This is a genomic window from Pseudomonas sp. S3E17 (assembly GCF_024168685.1).
Classification (GTDB): domain Bacteria; phylum Pseudomonadota; class Gammaproteobacteria; order Pseudomonadales; family Pseudomonadaceae; genus Aquipseudomonas; species Aquipseudomonas marginalis.
In genome coordinates this window covers 2,987,509-3,002,943 of sequence record NZ_JALJWE010000001.1, presented here as the reverse complement: position 1 = coordinate 3,002,943, position 15,435 = coordinate 2,987,509, and the positions used below count along the sequence as shown (strand labels likewise).

Genomic DNA, 15,435 nt, shown 5'->3' with positions numbered 1-15,435 from the left:
GTGATGCTCCCTGCAGATTTACTTCAGCGCCCGTCTGGGCACTGCACTGAGTACAGCACGGTTTTTACACAAATCCAGACCATCAAGTGTGGGAGGGGGCTTGCCAGTCAGTTAAGGCTTTTTGTAGGAGCGAGCAAGCTCGCTCCTACAGGAGGCGATGTACGCTTGCCCCCCTCACATTATTTTAAACGGTGTTTGCTTCAGTCGATGCCGACAAACCCACCGGTCTGGTGCTGCCACAAACGTGCATACAAGCCGCCATGGGCCAGCAGCTCGGCATGGCTGCCGGTCTCGGCAATCTGGCCTTTCTCCAGCACCACCAGGCGGTCCATCCGCGCGATTGTCGACAACCGGTGCGCAATCGCAATCACCGTCTTGCCTTGCATCAGGGTTTCCAGGCTTTCCTGGATCGCCGCTTCCACTTCCGAATCCAGCGCCGAGGTGGCTTCGTCCATGATCAGGATCGGCGCATCCTTGAGCAGTACACGGGCAATGGCGATACGTTGACGCTGCCCACCGGAGAGTTTCACCCCGCGTTCGCCCACATGGGCATCCAGCCCGGTACGCCCTTCCGAGTCCGACAGCAGCGGGATGAACTCATCGGCACGCGCCTTGTGCACGGCGGCCCAGAGTTGTTCGTCGGTGGCGTCCGGCTTGCCGTACAGCAGGTTGTCGCGGATCGAGCGGTGCAGCAGCGAGGTGTCCTGGGTGATCATGCCGATCTGTTCGCGCAGGGTTTCCTGGGCCACTTCGGCGATGTCCTGGCCGTCGATCAGGATGCGCCCGCCTTGCAGGTCGTAGAGGCGCAGCAGCAGGTTGACCAGGGTCGACTTGCCCGCGCCGGACGGGCCGATCAGGCCGATTTTTTCCCCGGCCTTGATCTCAAGGTTCAGGCCGCCAATGATCCCGCTCTGCTTGTCGTAGTGGAAATCCACCTGCTCGAAGCGTACTTCGCCCTGGGGCACTGTCAGGCGCGGGGCATTGTCGCGGTCGACCACGGCCAGGGGCTGGGCGATGGTCTTGAGGCCGTCCTGCACGATGCCGATATTTTCGAAAATGCCGTTGACCACCCACATGATCCAGCCGGACATGTTGACGATGCGAATCACCAGGCCAGTGGCCAGGGCGATGGCGCCCACGGAAATCAGCGACTGGGTCCACAGCCACAGGGCCAGGCCGGTGGTGGTGACGATCAGCAGGCCGTTCAGCACGGTGATCACCGCATCCATGCTGGTGAGCACGCGTGCCGCCAGCTGGGTTTTTTCGGTTTGCTCAATGATCGCTTCCTTGGCGTATTCCTGCTCATTCTGGGTATGGGCGAACAGCTTCAAGGTGGTGATATTGGTGTAGCCGTCGACGATGCGCCCCATGAGTTTGGAACGGGCTTCGGAAGAAATTACCGAACGCTCCTTGACCCGCGGTACGAAGTAACGCAATGCCAGGCAGTAACAAATGATCCAGGTGATCAACGGAATCATCAGTCGCCAGTCGGCCTCGGCAAACAGCACCAGGGAGGTGATGGCGTAGATCGACACGTGCCAGATGGCTTCCGCTGTTGCCACCGCAGAGTCACGCAAGGAGTTGCCGGTTTGCATGATGCGCTGGGCAATGCGCCCGGCGAAATCGTTCTGGAAGAAATTCAGGCTCTGCTTGAGCACATAGCTGTGGTTCTGCCAGCGGATCAGGCTGGTCATGCCGGGGTTGATGGTCTGATGCACCAGCAAGTCGTGCAGGCCATTGAAAATCGGGCGCAGCAGCAGGGCGACCACGGCCATCCAGATCAGCTCGGTGCTGTGGAGCTGGAAGAAGTTGGCGGGTGGCGTGCCCTGGGCCAGGTCGATGATACGGCTCAGGTAGCTGAACAGCGCGACTTCGATCAGCGCACCGACCAGGCCCACCACCAGCAGTGCGGCAAAACAGGGCCACACCTGGCGCAGGTAGTAGAGGTAGAAGGGCAGGACTTTGTCGGGAGGGGCGGCGCTGGGAGCGTCGCGGAAAATATCGATCAGTTGTTCAAAACGACGATAGAGCATTAGGGTTGACGCCCGCCTGGCGGGCTCTCCTTTCAAATGCGCGCGCAGCCTTGTGGGCCGCGCGCGGAGCTACCTGCAGACCTCAGTCGATGCGCTTGGCCGACTTGATCAGGACAGGATCGATGGGCACGTTCTGCATGCCTTGCTTGGTGGTGGTCTGGGAGTTGACGATGATGTCGACCACATCCATGCCCTTGACCACCTTGGCGAACACGGCATAACCGGCATCGCGACCCGGGTCGAGGAAGGCGTTGTCAGCCACGTTGATGAAGAACTGGCTGGTGGCCGAGTCCGGGTTCGAGGTGCGGGCCATCGACAGGGTGCCACGCACGTTATGCAGGCCATTGCTGGCTTCGTTCTTGATCGGCGCTTCGGTCGGCTTTTGCGACATCTGCTGGGTGAACCCGCCACCCTGGACCATGAAGCCCGGGATCACGCGGTGGAAGATCGTGTTGGTGTAGAAGCCTTTGTCGACATAGGCGAGGAAATTCTTGGTACTGATCGGCGCCTTGACCGGGTCCAGTTCGATTTCAATGTCGCCGTTGGTGGTGGAGATCAATACGTGTGGCGCCTTGGAAGGCTCGGCGGCCATCAGGTTGGCAGCGAACAGAACGGAACCGGCAAAAAAGGCGATTTTTTTCAGCATGGGTCAGTGATCCTGGGTAGTGGTTTCGACTGTCTCTAGAAAATCGAGCAGGGTGGTATTAAAGACTTCGGGTTGGTCCAAGGGCGTGGCATGGCGGGAATCCTCGATCACCACCAGTCGCGCATCGGGCAGCAGTTTTACATAGTTTTCTTTCTGGGCCACGGGGGTGTAGTCGTGGTCGGCGCTGATGACCAGGGTTGGACAGGTAATCCTCGAAAGTCGTTCCTGTACGCCCCAGCCCACAATCGCATCGAAGCTGGCGAGATAAGCACGTTTGTCGTTTTTTGCCCAGCGTTCGGCCATCTTGCGGCGCAGGTCGGCCTGTGCAGGTTTTGGAAACAGCCGGTCGCCGAGTGCCTTGCCGATGGTGGCCAGGCTGAGCACACGGGCGAGCGTCCAGCGCTTGGCCCACCACCAGTACTCCTGGGCACTGCGTACCTTGACCTGCGGCGCGCTGTTGACGATGCACAGGCTCTTGACCCGGCCGGGTTCGTCCACCGCCAGCTGGAACGCGATCATGCCGCCCATGGACAAGCCCACCACATGGGCGGGTGGCAGATCCAGGTGCTCGATCAGGGCGACCAGGTCGTAGGTGAACCCTTCGATGCTGTAGCGCTCCCGAGGCTTGTCGGAGCGCCCATGGCCGCGCACATCCACCACGATCAGGCGGTAGTGGCGGGCCAGCACCGGCACCTGCAATTCCCAATCCTGGCTGCTGGAGCCCAGGCCGTGGATCAGGATCAGCGGCGTGCCGTGGCCGTATTCCTCATAGTGCAGGCTGCAGCCTTCATGGTCGAACCAGGCCATGCATGAACTCCGTTTCAGGCTTGCCGGGGGGCGGCGAAAGGCGCGTCCAGGGGGGCGGTGTCAAAGGTGCGCAGCAGCTCCACGAGGATCTGCGTTGCCGGCCCCAAGGGTTTGTCCTTGTTTGAATACAGGTAGAACGTGGGGTGGCGGCTGCCGCCCTGTTCCAAGGGTAGCTGCTTGAGCACGCCTTCGGCGAGTTCGCGCTCGATCATGTGCCGTGGCAGCCAGGCAAAGCCCAGGCCGCTGCCGACAAACGCGGCGGCGGTGGCCAGGCTGCCGACGGTCCAGCGTTGTTCGGCGCCGAGCCAGCCCACATCCCGGGGTTGCTGGCGGCCGGAGTCGCGGATCACCACCTGCATCTGGCTTTCCAGGTCCTGGAAGCTCAACTCACGGTTCATGCGGTGCAAGGCGTGCTCGGGGTGGGCCACGGCGACGAACTCCACGTCGCTCATTTCGGTGCCCAGGTAGCCGGGGATGCTGAAGCCGCAAATCGCCAGGTCGGCCACGCCTTCCATCAACAGCTCTTCGACGCCGGACAGTACCTCTTCACGCAAACGCACCCGGCAACCACGGCTCTGCGGCATGAACGCGGTAAGTGCGCGTACCAGGCGCGCATTGGGGTAGGCCGCATCGACGACCAGTCGCACTTCGGCTTCCCAGCCCTGTTCCATATGGTGGGCGAGGTCTTCCAGCTGGCTGGCGTTTTTCACCAGTTGCCGGGAGCGGCGCAGCAGCACTTCACCGGCGTCGGTGAGTACCGCCTTGCGCCCGTCGATGCGCAGCAGCGGCACGCCGAGTTGGTCTTGCATACGGGCCACGGTGTAGCTCACCGAAGACTGCGAACGGTGCAGCGCTTCCGCTGCCTGGGCGAAGCCGCCGTGGTCGACGACGGCTTGCAGCGTGCGCCATTGATCGAGGGTAACGCGGGGCGCTTTCAAGATGTGTTCCTCTTGTCCTAAGCTGGCGGTCCCTATTGGAGACTGCCGAATGAGAAAATTCTGTTGTGTGTTGCTGACGCTGCTGCCGATGAGCGCGTTTGCCTACCCCATCGACGTGACGAAAAAGATCGACGGCGTGAGCATCGATTACACCGCCTCCGACGTGGACGGCGATATCAGCTCGATCCAGCTGAATAACTACGGCACCCAGGACGCCGTGTGTTCGGTAACGTTCACCAATGGCCCGGAATCGCCGCGTCGTCGCACGGTTACGGTGCCGGCGGGGAAAAGCACCAACACCACGGTCAAGTTCAACCGCGCCATTATCAAGATGCGTATCGCGTTGGCCTGCGCGCCGAAATAACACACCAGCGGAGCATGCCCATCGCGATACTCCGCTTATAAACAAATTTATAGATGGGTTATAGCAGTTTTTTGCGCTTTTTTATCGAATTGGCTCTGTCTAATCTCCACTCCATCGACTTACAGCAATTACAGATGGAGCCTACGAAGCCATGTCCAATGTCCTGATCATCGAAAGCAGCGCCCGCCAGCAGGATTCGATCTCCCGTCAACTGACCCAGCAGTTCATCAGCCAATGGCAGGCCGCCCACCCGATGGACCGGATCACGGTACGTGACGTGGCGCTCAACCCGGTTCCGCACCTGGACGCCAACCTGCTCGGCGGCTGGATGAAACCGGCGGATCAGCGCAACGGTAGCGAACAGGCTTCCCTCGACCGCTCCAACGAATTGACCGACGAACTGTTGGCCGCTGACGTGCTGGTGATGGCCGCACCGATGTACAACTTCGCCATCCCCAGCACCCTCAAGGCCTGGCTGGATCACGTGTTGCGGGCGGGTGTGACCTTCAAGTACACCCCCACCGGGCCGCAAGGTTTGTTGACCGGCAAGCGTGCCATTGTGTTGACCGCCCGGGGTGGCATCCACACCGGCGCCAGTTCCGATCACCAGGAACCGTACCTGCGCCAGGTCATGGCCTTTATCGGCATCCACGATGTCACTTTCATTCACGCCGAAGGGGTGAACCTGAGCGGGGACTTCCAGGAAAAGGGCATCAACCACGCCAAGGCCCAGCTGGTACAGCTCGTGGCATGAGGTGGTTGATCCTTTAATCGTCAGATAATCGCGCGGTGTTTATATCGCTCCACGCAAACCCTTCAAGTACGCGTACGAACCTCCCTTTGCACTTGTTGCTCCTGAGTGCTCCTGCCCGACTGCCGCTTTAGCGAGGTCGGGTTTTTTTTGCCCCGAGTTTCTTCAATCGCCGAAAACCTTTAATGTCCCGCCCATTCGATGCGAGGCGCACATGGGCTATCTACTGGTTGTCACCCTGATTCAGGCATTTTCCTTCAGCTTGATCGGCGAATACCTCGCCGGTCACGTCGACAGCTACTTCGCGGTGCTGGTGCGTGTCGTGCTGGCCGGGCTGGTCTTTATCCCGCTGACCCGCTGGCGCTCGGTGGAACCTGCCTTTATGCGCGGCCTGCTGGTGATCGGCGCGCTGCAGTTTGGCGTGACCTATGTGTGCCTGTACCTGAGCTTTCGTGTGCTCACGGTGCCGGAGGTGCTGCTGTTCACCATTCTCACGCCGTTGCACGTGACCCTGATCGAAGACGCCCTCAACCGACGCTTCAACCCGTGGGCACTGGTTGCTGCCCTGGTGGCGGTGGCGGGGGCGGCGGTGATTCGCTTCGACCAGATCACCCCGCACTTCCTGATGGGCTTCCTGCTGCTGCAGCTGGCTAATTTCACCTACGCCGCCGGGCAAGTGATGTACAAGCACCTGGTGGCACGCTACCCGAGTGACCTGCCGCACTACCGGCGCTTCGGTTACTTCTACCTCGGCGCGTTGCTGGTGGTGCTGCCGGCGTTCCTGCTGTTCGGCAAGGCCAACTTCCTGCCCGAAGCGCCGCTGCAGTGGGGCGTGCTGGTGTTCCTCGGGCTGGTCAGCACTGCCCTGGGAATGTATTGGTGGAACAAGGGCGCCTGCCTGGTGCATGGCGGCACGTTGGCGGTGATGAACAACCTGCATGTGCCCGTGGGGTTGTTGCTGAACCTGCTGATCTGGAACCAGCACGAGCCGCTGGGTCGCCTGGCCTTGGGTGGCCTGGTGATCCTGGGGGCGGTGTGGATAAGTCGATTGGGCGTAAAGCCCGCGCCTGGCGTACAGTCTGCGACGTGATCGGTCGAGGGCAAGCGTGAGCGGCAATGAAAGTCTGCTATCGAAAAGAACGGTGTGGGGGCGGCAGAGTGGACAAGATTGATGAACTGATCATTGCAGCCTTGAAGGATGACTCCCGAGTCAGCCTGGCGCAATTGGCGCGGCAAGTTCACAAGTCTCGAACCGCAGTGGAGTCGCGCGTTCAAAAGCTGATTGAAAAAGGCATCATCCTGGGCTTCACCATCAACGTCGCCGAGGGCGATGAGACCCTGCAAGCGGCGTTCTTGATGCTGACGCTCAATGGCAGCAACTGCCATCTGGTGTTTCCGAAGATCCAGCAGTTCAGCCAGGTGGTGCATGCCTATTCCCTGTTTGGCGACGTGGACATGATGCTCGACGTTCGGTACAGGAGCTTTGAAGAGCTGATGGTCTTCAAGGACAGCCTGCTGAAGATCGAGCATGTGAAGGAAGTGGTGGTCAACCCGGTGCTGAAGGCCTGGCGCTAGGCGCCGGCCACCCCTTCATGTGCTGGCTTCAGGCGTGGTCGCGCACGGTTTCAAGAAAATGATGGCTCAGGTTCGGCATTTTCTGGCGCAGGGTGTCCACGAGTTCTTCGATGACCGCCTGGTTGAATTGGAACGATGTGTCGTCGTGCCCCAGGATCACCACCAACAACCTCGACGAGTCTTTTGTCAGCCGGAAGTCATGGGCATCGGCATCCACCTTGCCGATGCTCGCCAATGGCACATCACCGCAGGTATAGACGATATCGCCGACGGGAATGGTGATGGCCTTCTTGGCGAACAGGGGGCGTAGCACCCTCGGCTTTTCCGACCGCATCACGTAGATGTCATCCTTCTGATGATAGGTGTGCACGCCGATACTGACCCCATGCCGGATCGCGACCGCGTTATAGGCGTCGACGATGTTGTTGATGGGGTACACGCCTTTGGCGATGAAGCGGCGCAGCAGCTTTTCGTTGGCACTCACGGTATTTTCGTAGCCGAGTTTCTTGAGCTGTTTGGCAAACCCTTCGTACACGACGTTCGAGTCCAGCTCGTTAAGGCGCGAGGCCACGTGGTTCAGGTTACTTTGCAGTACCCCGACGAAGCTCTGGTCATCGGAGACGGTGATGTCTTCGATCACGGCGGCGCACGCATTATTGATGCCCAGCTCACAGGCTGACTTTCTGATGATCAAGCGACTTTTCATAACCTTAGCCCCACAGTTTTTTTCGCAGGTTGGCGGTACTGGCGTCCAGTTGCTGCGCCGAAGGACTTTGCAGCCAGAACAGCCCCGGACAGGTGGCGAAGTCGATCGTGACCGGCGTGGTATCGCCGGCGCCGATGAAATAACGGTGCCCGCAATAGGCCTCGTCCGCCTGGGCGCTTTGTATGGCCTGGGGGGAGGGCGGAGCGAAGGCATGGCGTTCATCGGAGCAGAAGAAACCGATCCGGCCATGGCTGATCTGGCTGACCGCATCGGCCTGGGGGCGTGGGTGGCCGAGGTAGCTGTCGATCGACAGTGACAGCAAGTCGGGGTGATACACCTGCTGGAACAACAGGGGCGCGATGCCGCCGTGCAAGCGACCGCCGGCCTCGATCATCACCGGCCCATCCTCAGACCAGATGATTTCCATGTGAATCGGCCCGACCCGCACGCCCAGGGCCGCTGCCGCCTGGCGCGCGTAGTCGGTCAGCGGTTGCAGTTCTGCAGCCTGCGGGTCGAGGGTGTCGAGGCTTTCGTAGACAAACATGCTGCCGTTCTTCTGGATCTTGGTGTACTTGCAGACGCTGGCAACGATGTAGGTGCCGTCAAAGGCGACCATATCCACCACGTACTCCGGTCCCGCTATGAACGACTGCACGATAAAACCGAGGTTGACTTCGCCCAGGTCGTTTTTCTGCTGCCAGGCCGCGTTTTGCAAGGCGGTCTCCACTTCGCGCTTGCCTTGGGCAAACACCACGCCTTCGGTGGCGGCCGAGTTCAGCGGCTTGACCACATAGGTGGCGGAGTCGTCGAGTTTGGCCAGCACTTCGCCGATGCGCCTCGGTGAGCTCAGCAGGTGCGAATCGATGTGGGCCAACTGGTATTTTTTCAGCGCCTGCTGCATGGAGAACTTGTTACGTCGCAGGTCGCTGGTGATACGGCTGTTGCCCGGGATGTCGAGCAGCTCCGTCAGGTAGTCCGTGAGGTAGATCGCGGTTTCGCAACCGGCGATCACGGCGCTCGGTGACAAGGCTTCCAGGGTGATCAACAGGCTCTCTTCCCAGGCATACACCTCATGGAAGTTCTCGGTGATCAGGTCGTTGGTGAAGTGTTCAGGCAAGGCGCGCGTGGAGATCACGGCGATGCACCGTATGCCCTGTGCGTTGAGCAAGGGCGCGTAGAGTTTGCCCGTGGAGAACGGGTCAACGATGAGTACGGTTTTCACGTCGTGCATTCCTTATTCCGTGGTGGCGGTGGGCGCGGCGGCCGGGGTCAGGTTCCACGCCAGTACGGCGGTGGCCAACAGGCCGGCGGAGACGATCATCAACAGGCGGGCGCCTTCGAGTCCGAGAAATCCCGAGGTGGTGAAGAACGTCAGGATCATCGGTGCCGAGCCACTGACCAGCAGGTAGTAGAGTGAGCTCTTGGCCGCGATCACATCGGCTACCCGGGCGTTGGGCGCCGACTCGATCAGGGTTTTACGCAACTGGATCCGCAGGCTGTTGATGCAAAAACCCAGCAGGAAGGCTGCAGCCATCATCACGTAGAGGTTCTGGAAGTAGACGATTGCAACGTCCGCCAGTATCACCAGCGAGATGGCCCCGTAGCTGTTGAGCTTGATGCGCGGCAACACCGCGGCGCTGAAGGCGCCCAGGCCGGCCAGGCCACTGGCGACGCCGAACAGGGTGGCATTCCATTCATTGAGCTTTTGAAAAACGATGGGCACCAGGCTGTTGAACGCGCCGATATGGAAACCGATCATGCTCAACACGATGATCAGGATGTAGAGGTTGCGCGGCAGGTCCAGCGGCCGCGCAGTGGAGGGCCCTGTGGCCTGTTCGCCGGTGTGTTCGTTGGGGGTGTCGGCCACCAGGAGGATCGCCGCGAGCGAGAGGATCGCCGCCAGGCTGATGATCTGCAGCGTCTGGTTGACCGAGAACACATCCACGATCAATCCGCCCAGCAGCGCACCGCCGAAGGCACCGATCTGGATGGAGGTTTGCATCAACCGCGCGCAGGTATCGCTGTCGGTGAGGCCGGCCAGCACCAGCTTGGTATTTTTCGATTCCAGCGTGCTGATGGTGAAGTAGTCGGTGACGCCCACCACGAACGCGATGGCCAGGAAGCCGATCGGCAGCAAGGCGGCCTGGGTAAACGACAGCCCCAGTACTGCGGCGAAGGCCGCCAGGCGAATGTACAGCAGGCGTTTCAGGCTGAGTTCAATGGTAAAGAACTTGCCGATGTACTGTTCGCACAAATAGGGCACCACGGTGGCCACGCACAAGGTGGCGCCGACCAGGAATGTCGAACCGGTGGTCTCCAGGCCGAACCAGACCATCGCGATGACAATCGCCATGTCGAGGCCGGTGAACAGGGTCACGATTGAATAGAACGCGGTCAATGTCGATTTAGTATTCATGGGCTTCATCAGTCGTAACGGGAGATTTTAAGCAGCGGCACACAGCGCTCGGTGTCGCCGACGACGGTGGTGATCTGGTTCCTTACGCGCACCGTGGGCAGTGCTTTCTTTTCCAGGTTGCAGACCTTGTAGGCGTTGTCGTGCCAGGGGCAGATCACGCTTTGGCCGTCACCTGTCACTTCGCCCATGTGCAGCGGGCCGCCGCGATGGGGGCACGAGGTGGGCAGCAATTGCGTCGAATAGGCGTGACGCTTGAGAAAATAGGTTCTTTCCTCCACGGCCACATAGTTGGCGTGGGTGATATTCAGGCTGATGGCTTTCATTGGGTTGCCCACTCAGATGGCGGTGACGGTGTACGTGCAGGACGGGCTGGTGATGCGGGTGCCGTGCAGCATTCCCTTGGGAATCACCACGCCTTCGCCGGCCTTGAGGTGCACCGTCAGTTCGGGGCTGGCGACGAACTCCAGCTCGCCTGATTCGACCCAGAACAGTTCGTCATTCGGGTGGGTATGCAGCACCGACAGCTCGTGTTCGGTCTCGGTAATCCTCAGGTCCACGGGTTTTTGGCCCTGGAGCGCCGCTGCCTGCGCGCGATGCTCTTCGAACGCGTCATGCCAGTTGATATGGGCATACAACTCTTCGTCGGCGATGTCCTGAAGCAGCCTGAACTCTTCAAAGCCGCGAATAAGGTCGGGGATGATCTTGGTGCCGAACTGCTTGATCATGGGAATGATCAGGCGCTGGAGGGCCATTCTTCCGTGGTGCACATCGATGTGGGCATGCTCATCGAAATAGTCCGTGGAGACGCTGCCGTTGAAGATGGTCTTGATCGCGCGTGACTGGTGCTTGGTGGTCAGCGCCAACGTGGCTTCGGTGTAGTACATGGCGCCGATATAGCGGAACAGCTCGCCATGGTTGGCCGATACATAGTGGAAGTAGTTGGTAAGCGACAGCGATGCCGGCGTATAGAACTGCCAGTAGTGGTGCACGTGATGGGACATGCCCATGTCCTGGAGCATGTCTTCAAAAATGGTGCTGTGCTTCTTTTTGTCTACGCCGTAGCCATACTCGTCGATCAGGATCTTGAACAATTCGCTGGTGTACACGCCGCTGTTACCCAGTACGTTGCGGGCCATGGCCGATGCTTCACTGAGGAAGTCTCCCGCACATTGCGTCATGAAAAACCTGGCGGCTCGCTCGGGGTGGCGGCTGGTGGTCAGCACTTCATGGAGTTTGGACTCGGACTGGGCGACGTCATCCAAGACTTTATCAGTGTGGGCGATAAAAGAGTCCAGGCACCAAGGGCCGTTGATATGCACTTCTTCCTTGAGCCAGTTGTACAAGTAGTGTTCCAGCAACGGGCGGATCTTTTTGCCACTGGCTGCGTGCTGCGGATCATAGAAACGCTTGAACGCCTTGAAGTCGAGTTCCAATGGCGGCTTGGGCAAGAAGACCAGGTCTTGTTCGTAGATATTCAATAACAACCGCTGTGCCAATAGATGCTGGCTGTTTGAAAGCTGGTCGCTGGTCAGGCAAGTGGTGATGATTGAATCGGTTACGTCCTGCGGCCGCGAAGGGCGCTGGTAGGGGTTTTGGGTATAAAAGTCGTGGGGTTGAGCAAAGGCGCCAGCACCACAATAGTGGGTCAATGCTTCGGCATTCGAACTTAATACAAAGTCTGCTGCATTATCGGAAAGCTGAGTTGTCCATAACATGAGGGTGGCCTTTTGCTGGCGTTGTTTGATTACCAGATGCTAAGGCGTTGGTTTTTTTTAAAACAGATTAGAAATAGTGCGCGCAAGTAGTGAAATTCACTAAAGGCGTAGGAGAAATTTTCTTTATGGGGTGGGGCCGTTGAATAAACGGCAGCAGCGGCTATACATAGATGCCGGCTTTTATCGGTCGCGTTTAGATGAATACGCTTGCACCCATCGTTCTATATAGCGACGAGGCGCTTGCCAGCCCCTCGTCGCTATCGTTGTCACTACGCCGGGGTTTCCAAGGTTCGGGCAGTGTCTGCCAGGGCCAGTATCCCGGTGCGCAAGTCGGTGCCGCTGGGTTGCTGGTAAAGATTCAATCCGAACTCCGGCAACACGGCCAGCAGGTAGTCGAAAATATCCCCCTGGATCCGCTCGTAATCGGCCCACGCGGTGGTGCGGGTGAAGCAGTAGATCTCCAGCGGCACGCCCTCGGCGGTGGTTTGCATCTGGCGCACCATGCAGGTCATGTTCGGCTGGATGTCCGGATGGCTTTTGAGGTAGGCCAGGGCATACGCGCGGAAGGTGCCGAGGTTGGTCATGCGCCGGCGGTTCGCCGACAGTTGCGCGCTGTGGCCCTGGGCTTCGTTCCAGGCCTTGAGTTCGGCCTGCTTGCGCCCGATGTAGTCGGTGAGCAGGTGCACCTGGGTCATGCGCACTTCTTCATCGTCGCGCAAAAAACGCACGCCGCTGGCATCGATAAACAGGCTGCGCTTGATGCGTCGCCCACCCGAGGCCTGCATGCCGCGCCAGTTCTTGAACGATTCGGACATCAGGCGCCAGGTCGGGATGGAGACGATGGTCTTGTCGAAGTTCTGCACCTTGACCGTGTGCAGGGTGATGTCCACCACATCGCCGTCGGCGCCGACCTGGGGCATTTCGATCCAGTCGCCGACGCGCAGCATGTCGTTGCTGGTCAATTGCACGCTGGCGACGAACGACAACAGCGTGTCCTTGTAGACCAGCAGGATCACCGCCGACATCGCACCCAGGCCTGACAGCAGCAAGAGTGGCGAACGGTCAATCAGGGTCGCGACGATGATGATCGCGCCAAACACGTACAGCACCATCTTCGCCAACTGCACGTAGCCCTTGATCGAGCGGGTACGCGCGTGTTCGGTGCGCGCATAGATGTCCAGCAGGGCGTTGAGCAGGGCGCTCATGGCCAGCATCAGGAACAGGATGGTCAGGGCCAGCGCCACATTGCCGATAAACAGGATGGCGGTCTTGCTCAGGTCCGGCACCAGGTACAGGCCGAACTGGATCACCAGCGACGGCGTCATCTGCGCCAGGCGGTGGAAGACTTTGTTGTGCCGCAGGTCGTTGAGCCAGTGCAGCGCCGGTTGCCGGCCAAGCAATTTGACGGCGTGGAGGATGAGGTAACGCGCCACCCGTCCGAGCAGCAGGGCCACCACCAGCAACACCAGGCAACCGAGGCTGGCATGCAGCAGCGGGTGTTCGTCGAGGGTGCCCCAGAGGTCTTGGACGTTGAGCCAGAGCTGTTTGATATCCATGGATGAAACCGATTCTTCTGTAAGACAAGACGGCGCGATTAGAGCATTTAAGTGCAACAAAGTTGATGCCGTGGACAAATGCTCTGACAAAAAAGCAACTGATTAGCGCCGTTCGCGTAAAGACACTCGGTTTGGACGCCCGAAACCGGTACCCTATGCAGCTGATTTTTTGTATTTCTTCGAGGTAGCACCCGTGTTTTCCCAATTCGCCCTGCACGAACGCCTGCTCAAAGCCGTGGCCGAGCTTAAATTTGTCGAGCCTACGCCTGTGCAGGCAGCGGCCATCCCGCTCGCGCTCGAAGGGCGTGACCTGCGGGTGACGGCTCAAACCGGGAGTGGCAAGACCGCCGCTTTCGTGCTGCCGATTCTTAACCGCCTGATCGGCCCGGCCAAGGTCCGCGTCAGCATCAAGACCCTGATCCTGCTGCCGACCCGCGAACTGGCCCAGCAGACCTTGAAGGAGGTGGAGCGCTTCTCGCAGTTCACCTTCATCAAGTCCGGCCTGATCACCGGTGGCGAAGACTTCAAGGTCCAGGCCGCCATGCTGCGCAAGGTGCCGGACATTCTGATCGGCACGCCGGGCCGCATGATCGAGCAACTCAATGCGGGCAACCTTGACCTCAAGGAAGTCGAGGTGCTGGTGCTCGACGAAGCGGACCGCATGCTCGACATGGGCTTTGCCGACGACGTGCAGCGCCTGGTGGCTGAATGCGTGAACCGCCAGCAGACCATGCTGTTCTCCGCCACCACTGGTGGTTCGACCCTGCGCGAGATGGTCGCCAAGGTCCTGAACAACCCTGAGCACCTGCAGGTCAACAACGTCAGCGACCTGAACGCCACCACGCGCCAGCAGATCGTCACCGCTGACCACAACGTGCACAAAGAACAGATCCTCAACTGGTTGCTGGCCAACGAGACCTATCAGAAGGCCATCGTGTTCACCAACACCCGTGCTGCGGCCGACCGCATCTACGGCCGCCTGGTGGCCCAGGACTACAAGGCGTTCGTGCTGCACGGCGAGAAAGACCAGAAGGACCGCAAACTGGCGATCGACCGCCTCAAGGCCGGCGGCGTGAAGATCCTGGTTGCCACCGACGTCGCCGCGCGCGGCCTGGACGTGGACGGCCTGGACATGGTCATCAACTTCGACATGCCCCGCAGCGGCGACGAATACGTGCACCGTATCGGCCGTACCGGGCGTGCGGGCAACGATGGCCTGGCGATCTCGCTGATCTGCCACGGCGACTGGAACCTGATGTCGAGCATCGAGCGCTACCTCAAGCAGTCGTTCGAGCGCCGCACCATCAAGGAAGTCAAAGGTACCTACACCGGGCCGAAGAAGGTCAAGGCGTCGGGCAAGGCCGTTGGCGTGAAGAAGAAAAAGACCGACGCCAAGGGCGAGAAGAAAAAGGCCGGTGCCAAGTCGCCGACCAAGCGCAAGATCGCCAACCGGCCGAAGACCGACAACCTGTCGCTGGTCAGCAAAGATGGCATGGCGCCGCTCAAGCGTCGCAAGCCAGAAGCACCCGCTGCCGAGTAAGGCGTGGGGGATGTGAAAAAACCGGACGTTGTCCGGTTTTTTTATAGCCTCAGTTTTTCGCCTTGGCCGCCGCTTCTTTCAATTCCTTGAGGCGGGCGTCGATCAACTGGCACTTGTCGGGGAACTCCGCGCTTTCAGTATCCAGGTCCATCTTCTGCAGCTCGTCGTTCATCTCCTTGGCCTTGGTCGGGTTCTGTTCGGTGAGTTTGGCCACTTCCTGGGCCAGTTGCTCGCGCTTGGCCGTGGCCTCTTCCGGGGTGCAGGCCCAAGCGGGCAGGGCGGTGAGCAACGTGGCGGCGATGGCCAGGTTCATCAGGGTTTTCATGGTCGGACCTCCTTGGCGGTGATGCTCAGTTGAGGGGGCGAACGTCTGGAAAGTTCAGAGAAA

The 15,435-nt window shown here is 59.8% G+C and carries 16 protein-coding genes; 5 read left to right on the top strand and 11 right to left on the bottom strand.

What is annotated here, in order from left to right:
- Positions 1–200 precede the first annotated feature (200 nt).
- From J3D60_RS13230 to J3D60_RS13215, 4 genes are all read right to left on the bottom strand, one after another.
- A complete protein-coding gene (locus J3D60_RS13230; protein ID WP_253491689.1) occupies positions 201–2,033 on the bottom strand; it encodes an ABC transporter ATP-binding protein in 1,833 nt (610 codons plus the stop codon).
- An 82-nt stretch (positions 2,034–2,115) separates the two neighbouring features.
- Complete coding sequence (locus tag J3D60_RS13225; protein ID WP_027603757.1) at positions 2,116–2,679, bottom strand: peptidylprolyl isomerase; 564 nt, start codon at positions 2,677–2,679, stop codon at positions 2,116–2,118.
- A 3-nt stretch (positions 2,680–2,682) separates the two neighbouring features.
- Positions 2,683–3,486 carry an alpha/beta fold hydrolase gene (locus J3D60_RS13220; protein ID WP_253491686.1) on the bottom strand — a complete coding sequence of 268 codons (804 nt, stop codon included), beginning with the start codon at positions 3,484–3,486 and terminating at the stop codon, positions 2,683–2,685.
- Positions 3,487–3,500: 14 nt separating this feature from the next.
- Positions 3,501–4,424 carry a LysR family transcriptional regulator gene (locus J3D60_RS13215; protein WP_058425360.1) on the bottom strand — a complete coding sequence of 308 codons (924 nt, stop codon included), beginning with the start codon at positions 4,422–4,424 and terminating at the stop codon, positions 3,501–3,503.
- A 49-nt stretch (positions 4,425–4,473) separates the two neighbouring features.
- Here J3D60_RS13215 and J3D60_RS13210 point away from each other — a divergent pair, with 49 nt between their 5' ends.
- The 4 genes from J3D60_RS13210 (at position 4,474) to J3D60_RS13195 (ending at position 7,114) form a co-directional block, all read left to right on the top strand.
- A complete protein-coding gene (locus J3D60_RS13210) occupies positions 4,474–4,788 on the top strand; it encodes a hypothetical protein (protein ID WP_027603760.1) in 315 nt (104 codons plus the stop codon).
- A gap of 151 nt (positions 4,789–4,939) precedes the next feature.
- Positions 4,940–5,542: an FMN-dependent NADH-azoreductase gene (locus tag J3D60_RS13205; protein ID WP_065940625.1), complete on the top strand. Its 603-nt coding sequence runs from the start codon at positions 4,940–4,942 to the stop codon at positions 5,540–5,542.
- A gap of 211 nt (positions 5,543–5,753) precedes the next feature.
- Positions 5,754–6,629 carry a carboxylate/amino acid/amine transporter gene (locus J3D60_RS13200; protein ID WP_141155740.1) on the top strand — a complete coding sequence of 292 codons (876 nt, stop codon included), beginning with the start codon at positions 5,754–5,756 and terminating at the stop codon, positions 6,627–6,629.
- 68 nt (positions 6,630–6,697) lie between these two features.
- Positions 6,698–7,114 (top strand): Lrp/AsnC family transcriptional regulator, encoded by a 417-nt coding sequence (locus J3D60_RS13195; protein WP_027603763.1) that lies wholly within the window; start codon positions 6,698–6,700, stop codon positions 7,112–7,114.
- 28 nt (positions 7,115–7,142) lie between these two features.
- Here J3D60_RS13195 and J3D60_RS13190 read toward each other — a convergent pair whose 3' ends face one another.
- From J3D60_RS13190 to J3D60_RS13165, 6 genes are all read right to left on the bottom strand, one after another.
- Positions 7,143–7,820: a phenylalanine--tRNA ligase beta subunit-related protein gene (locus J3D60_RS13190; RefSeq protein WP_027603764.1), complete on the bottom strand. Its 678-nt coding sequence runs from the start codon at positions 7,818–7,820 to the stop codon at positions 7,143–7,145.
- 4 nt (positions 7,821–7,824) lie between these two features.
- Entirely contained in the window at positions 7,825–9,042 is a 1,218-nt protein-coding gene (locus J3D60_RS13185; RefSeq protein ID WP_253491684.1) for an ATP-grasp domain-containing protein, read from the bottom strand.
- A gap of 12 nt (positions 9,043–9,054) precedes the next feature.
- The gene (locus J3D60_RS13180) at positions 9,055–10,236 is read right to left on the bottom strand and encodes an MFS transporter (RefSeq protein WP_141155738.1); all 1,182 of its coding nucleotides are present in this window, start codon (positions 10,234–10,236) and stop codon (positions 9,055–9,057) included.
- Between the two features lie 8 nt (positions 10,237–10,244).
- A complete protein-coding gene (locus J3D60_RS13175) occupies positions 10,245–10,559 on the bottom strand; it encodes a Rieske 2Fe-2S domain-containing protein (RefSeq protein WP_141155737.1) in 315 nt (104 codons plus the stop codon).
- Positions 10,560–10,571: 12 nt separating this feature from the next.
- Positions 10,572–11,951 (bottom strand): iron-containing redox enzyme family protein, encoded by a 1,380-nt coding sequence (locus tag J3D60_RS13170; protein WP_065940620.1) that lies wholly within the window; start codon positions 11,949–11,951, stop codon positions 10,572–10,574.
- A 269-nt stretch (positions 11,952–12,220) separates the two neighbouring features.
- On the bottom strand, positions 12,221–13,507 hold the full coding sequence (locus tag J3D60_RS13165; RefSeq protein WP_253491683.1) for a mechanosensitive ion channel family protein: 1,287 nt from the start codon (positions 13,505–13,507) through the stop codon (positions 12,221–12,223).
- 193 nt (positions 13,508–13,700) lie between these two features.
- On the opposite strand from J3D60_RS13165, the gene J3D60_RS13160 reads away from it, so the two are divergent.
- A complete protein-coding gene (locus J3D60_RS13160; RefSeq protein ID WP_027603770.1) occupies positions 13,701–15,047 on the top strand; it encodes a DEAD/DEAH box helicase in 1,347 nt (448 codons plus the stop codon).
- 49 nt (positions 15,048–15,096) lie between these two features.
- Here J3D60_RS13160 and J3D60_RS13155 read toward each other — a convergent pair whose 3' ends face one another.
- Positions 15,097–15,372: a hypothetical protein gene (locus J3D60_RS13155; RefSeq protein ID WP_065940618.1), complete on the bottom strand. Its 276-nt coding sequence runs from the start codon at positions 15,370–15,372 to the stop codon at positions 15,097–15,099.
- Positions 15,373–15,435: the final 63 nt, after the last annotated feature.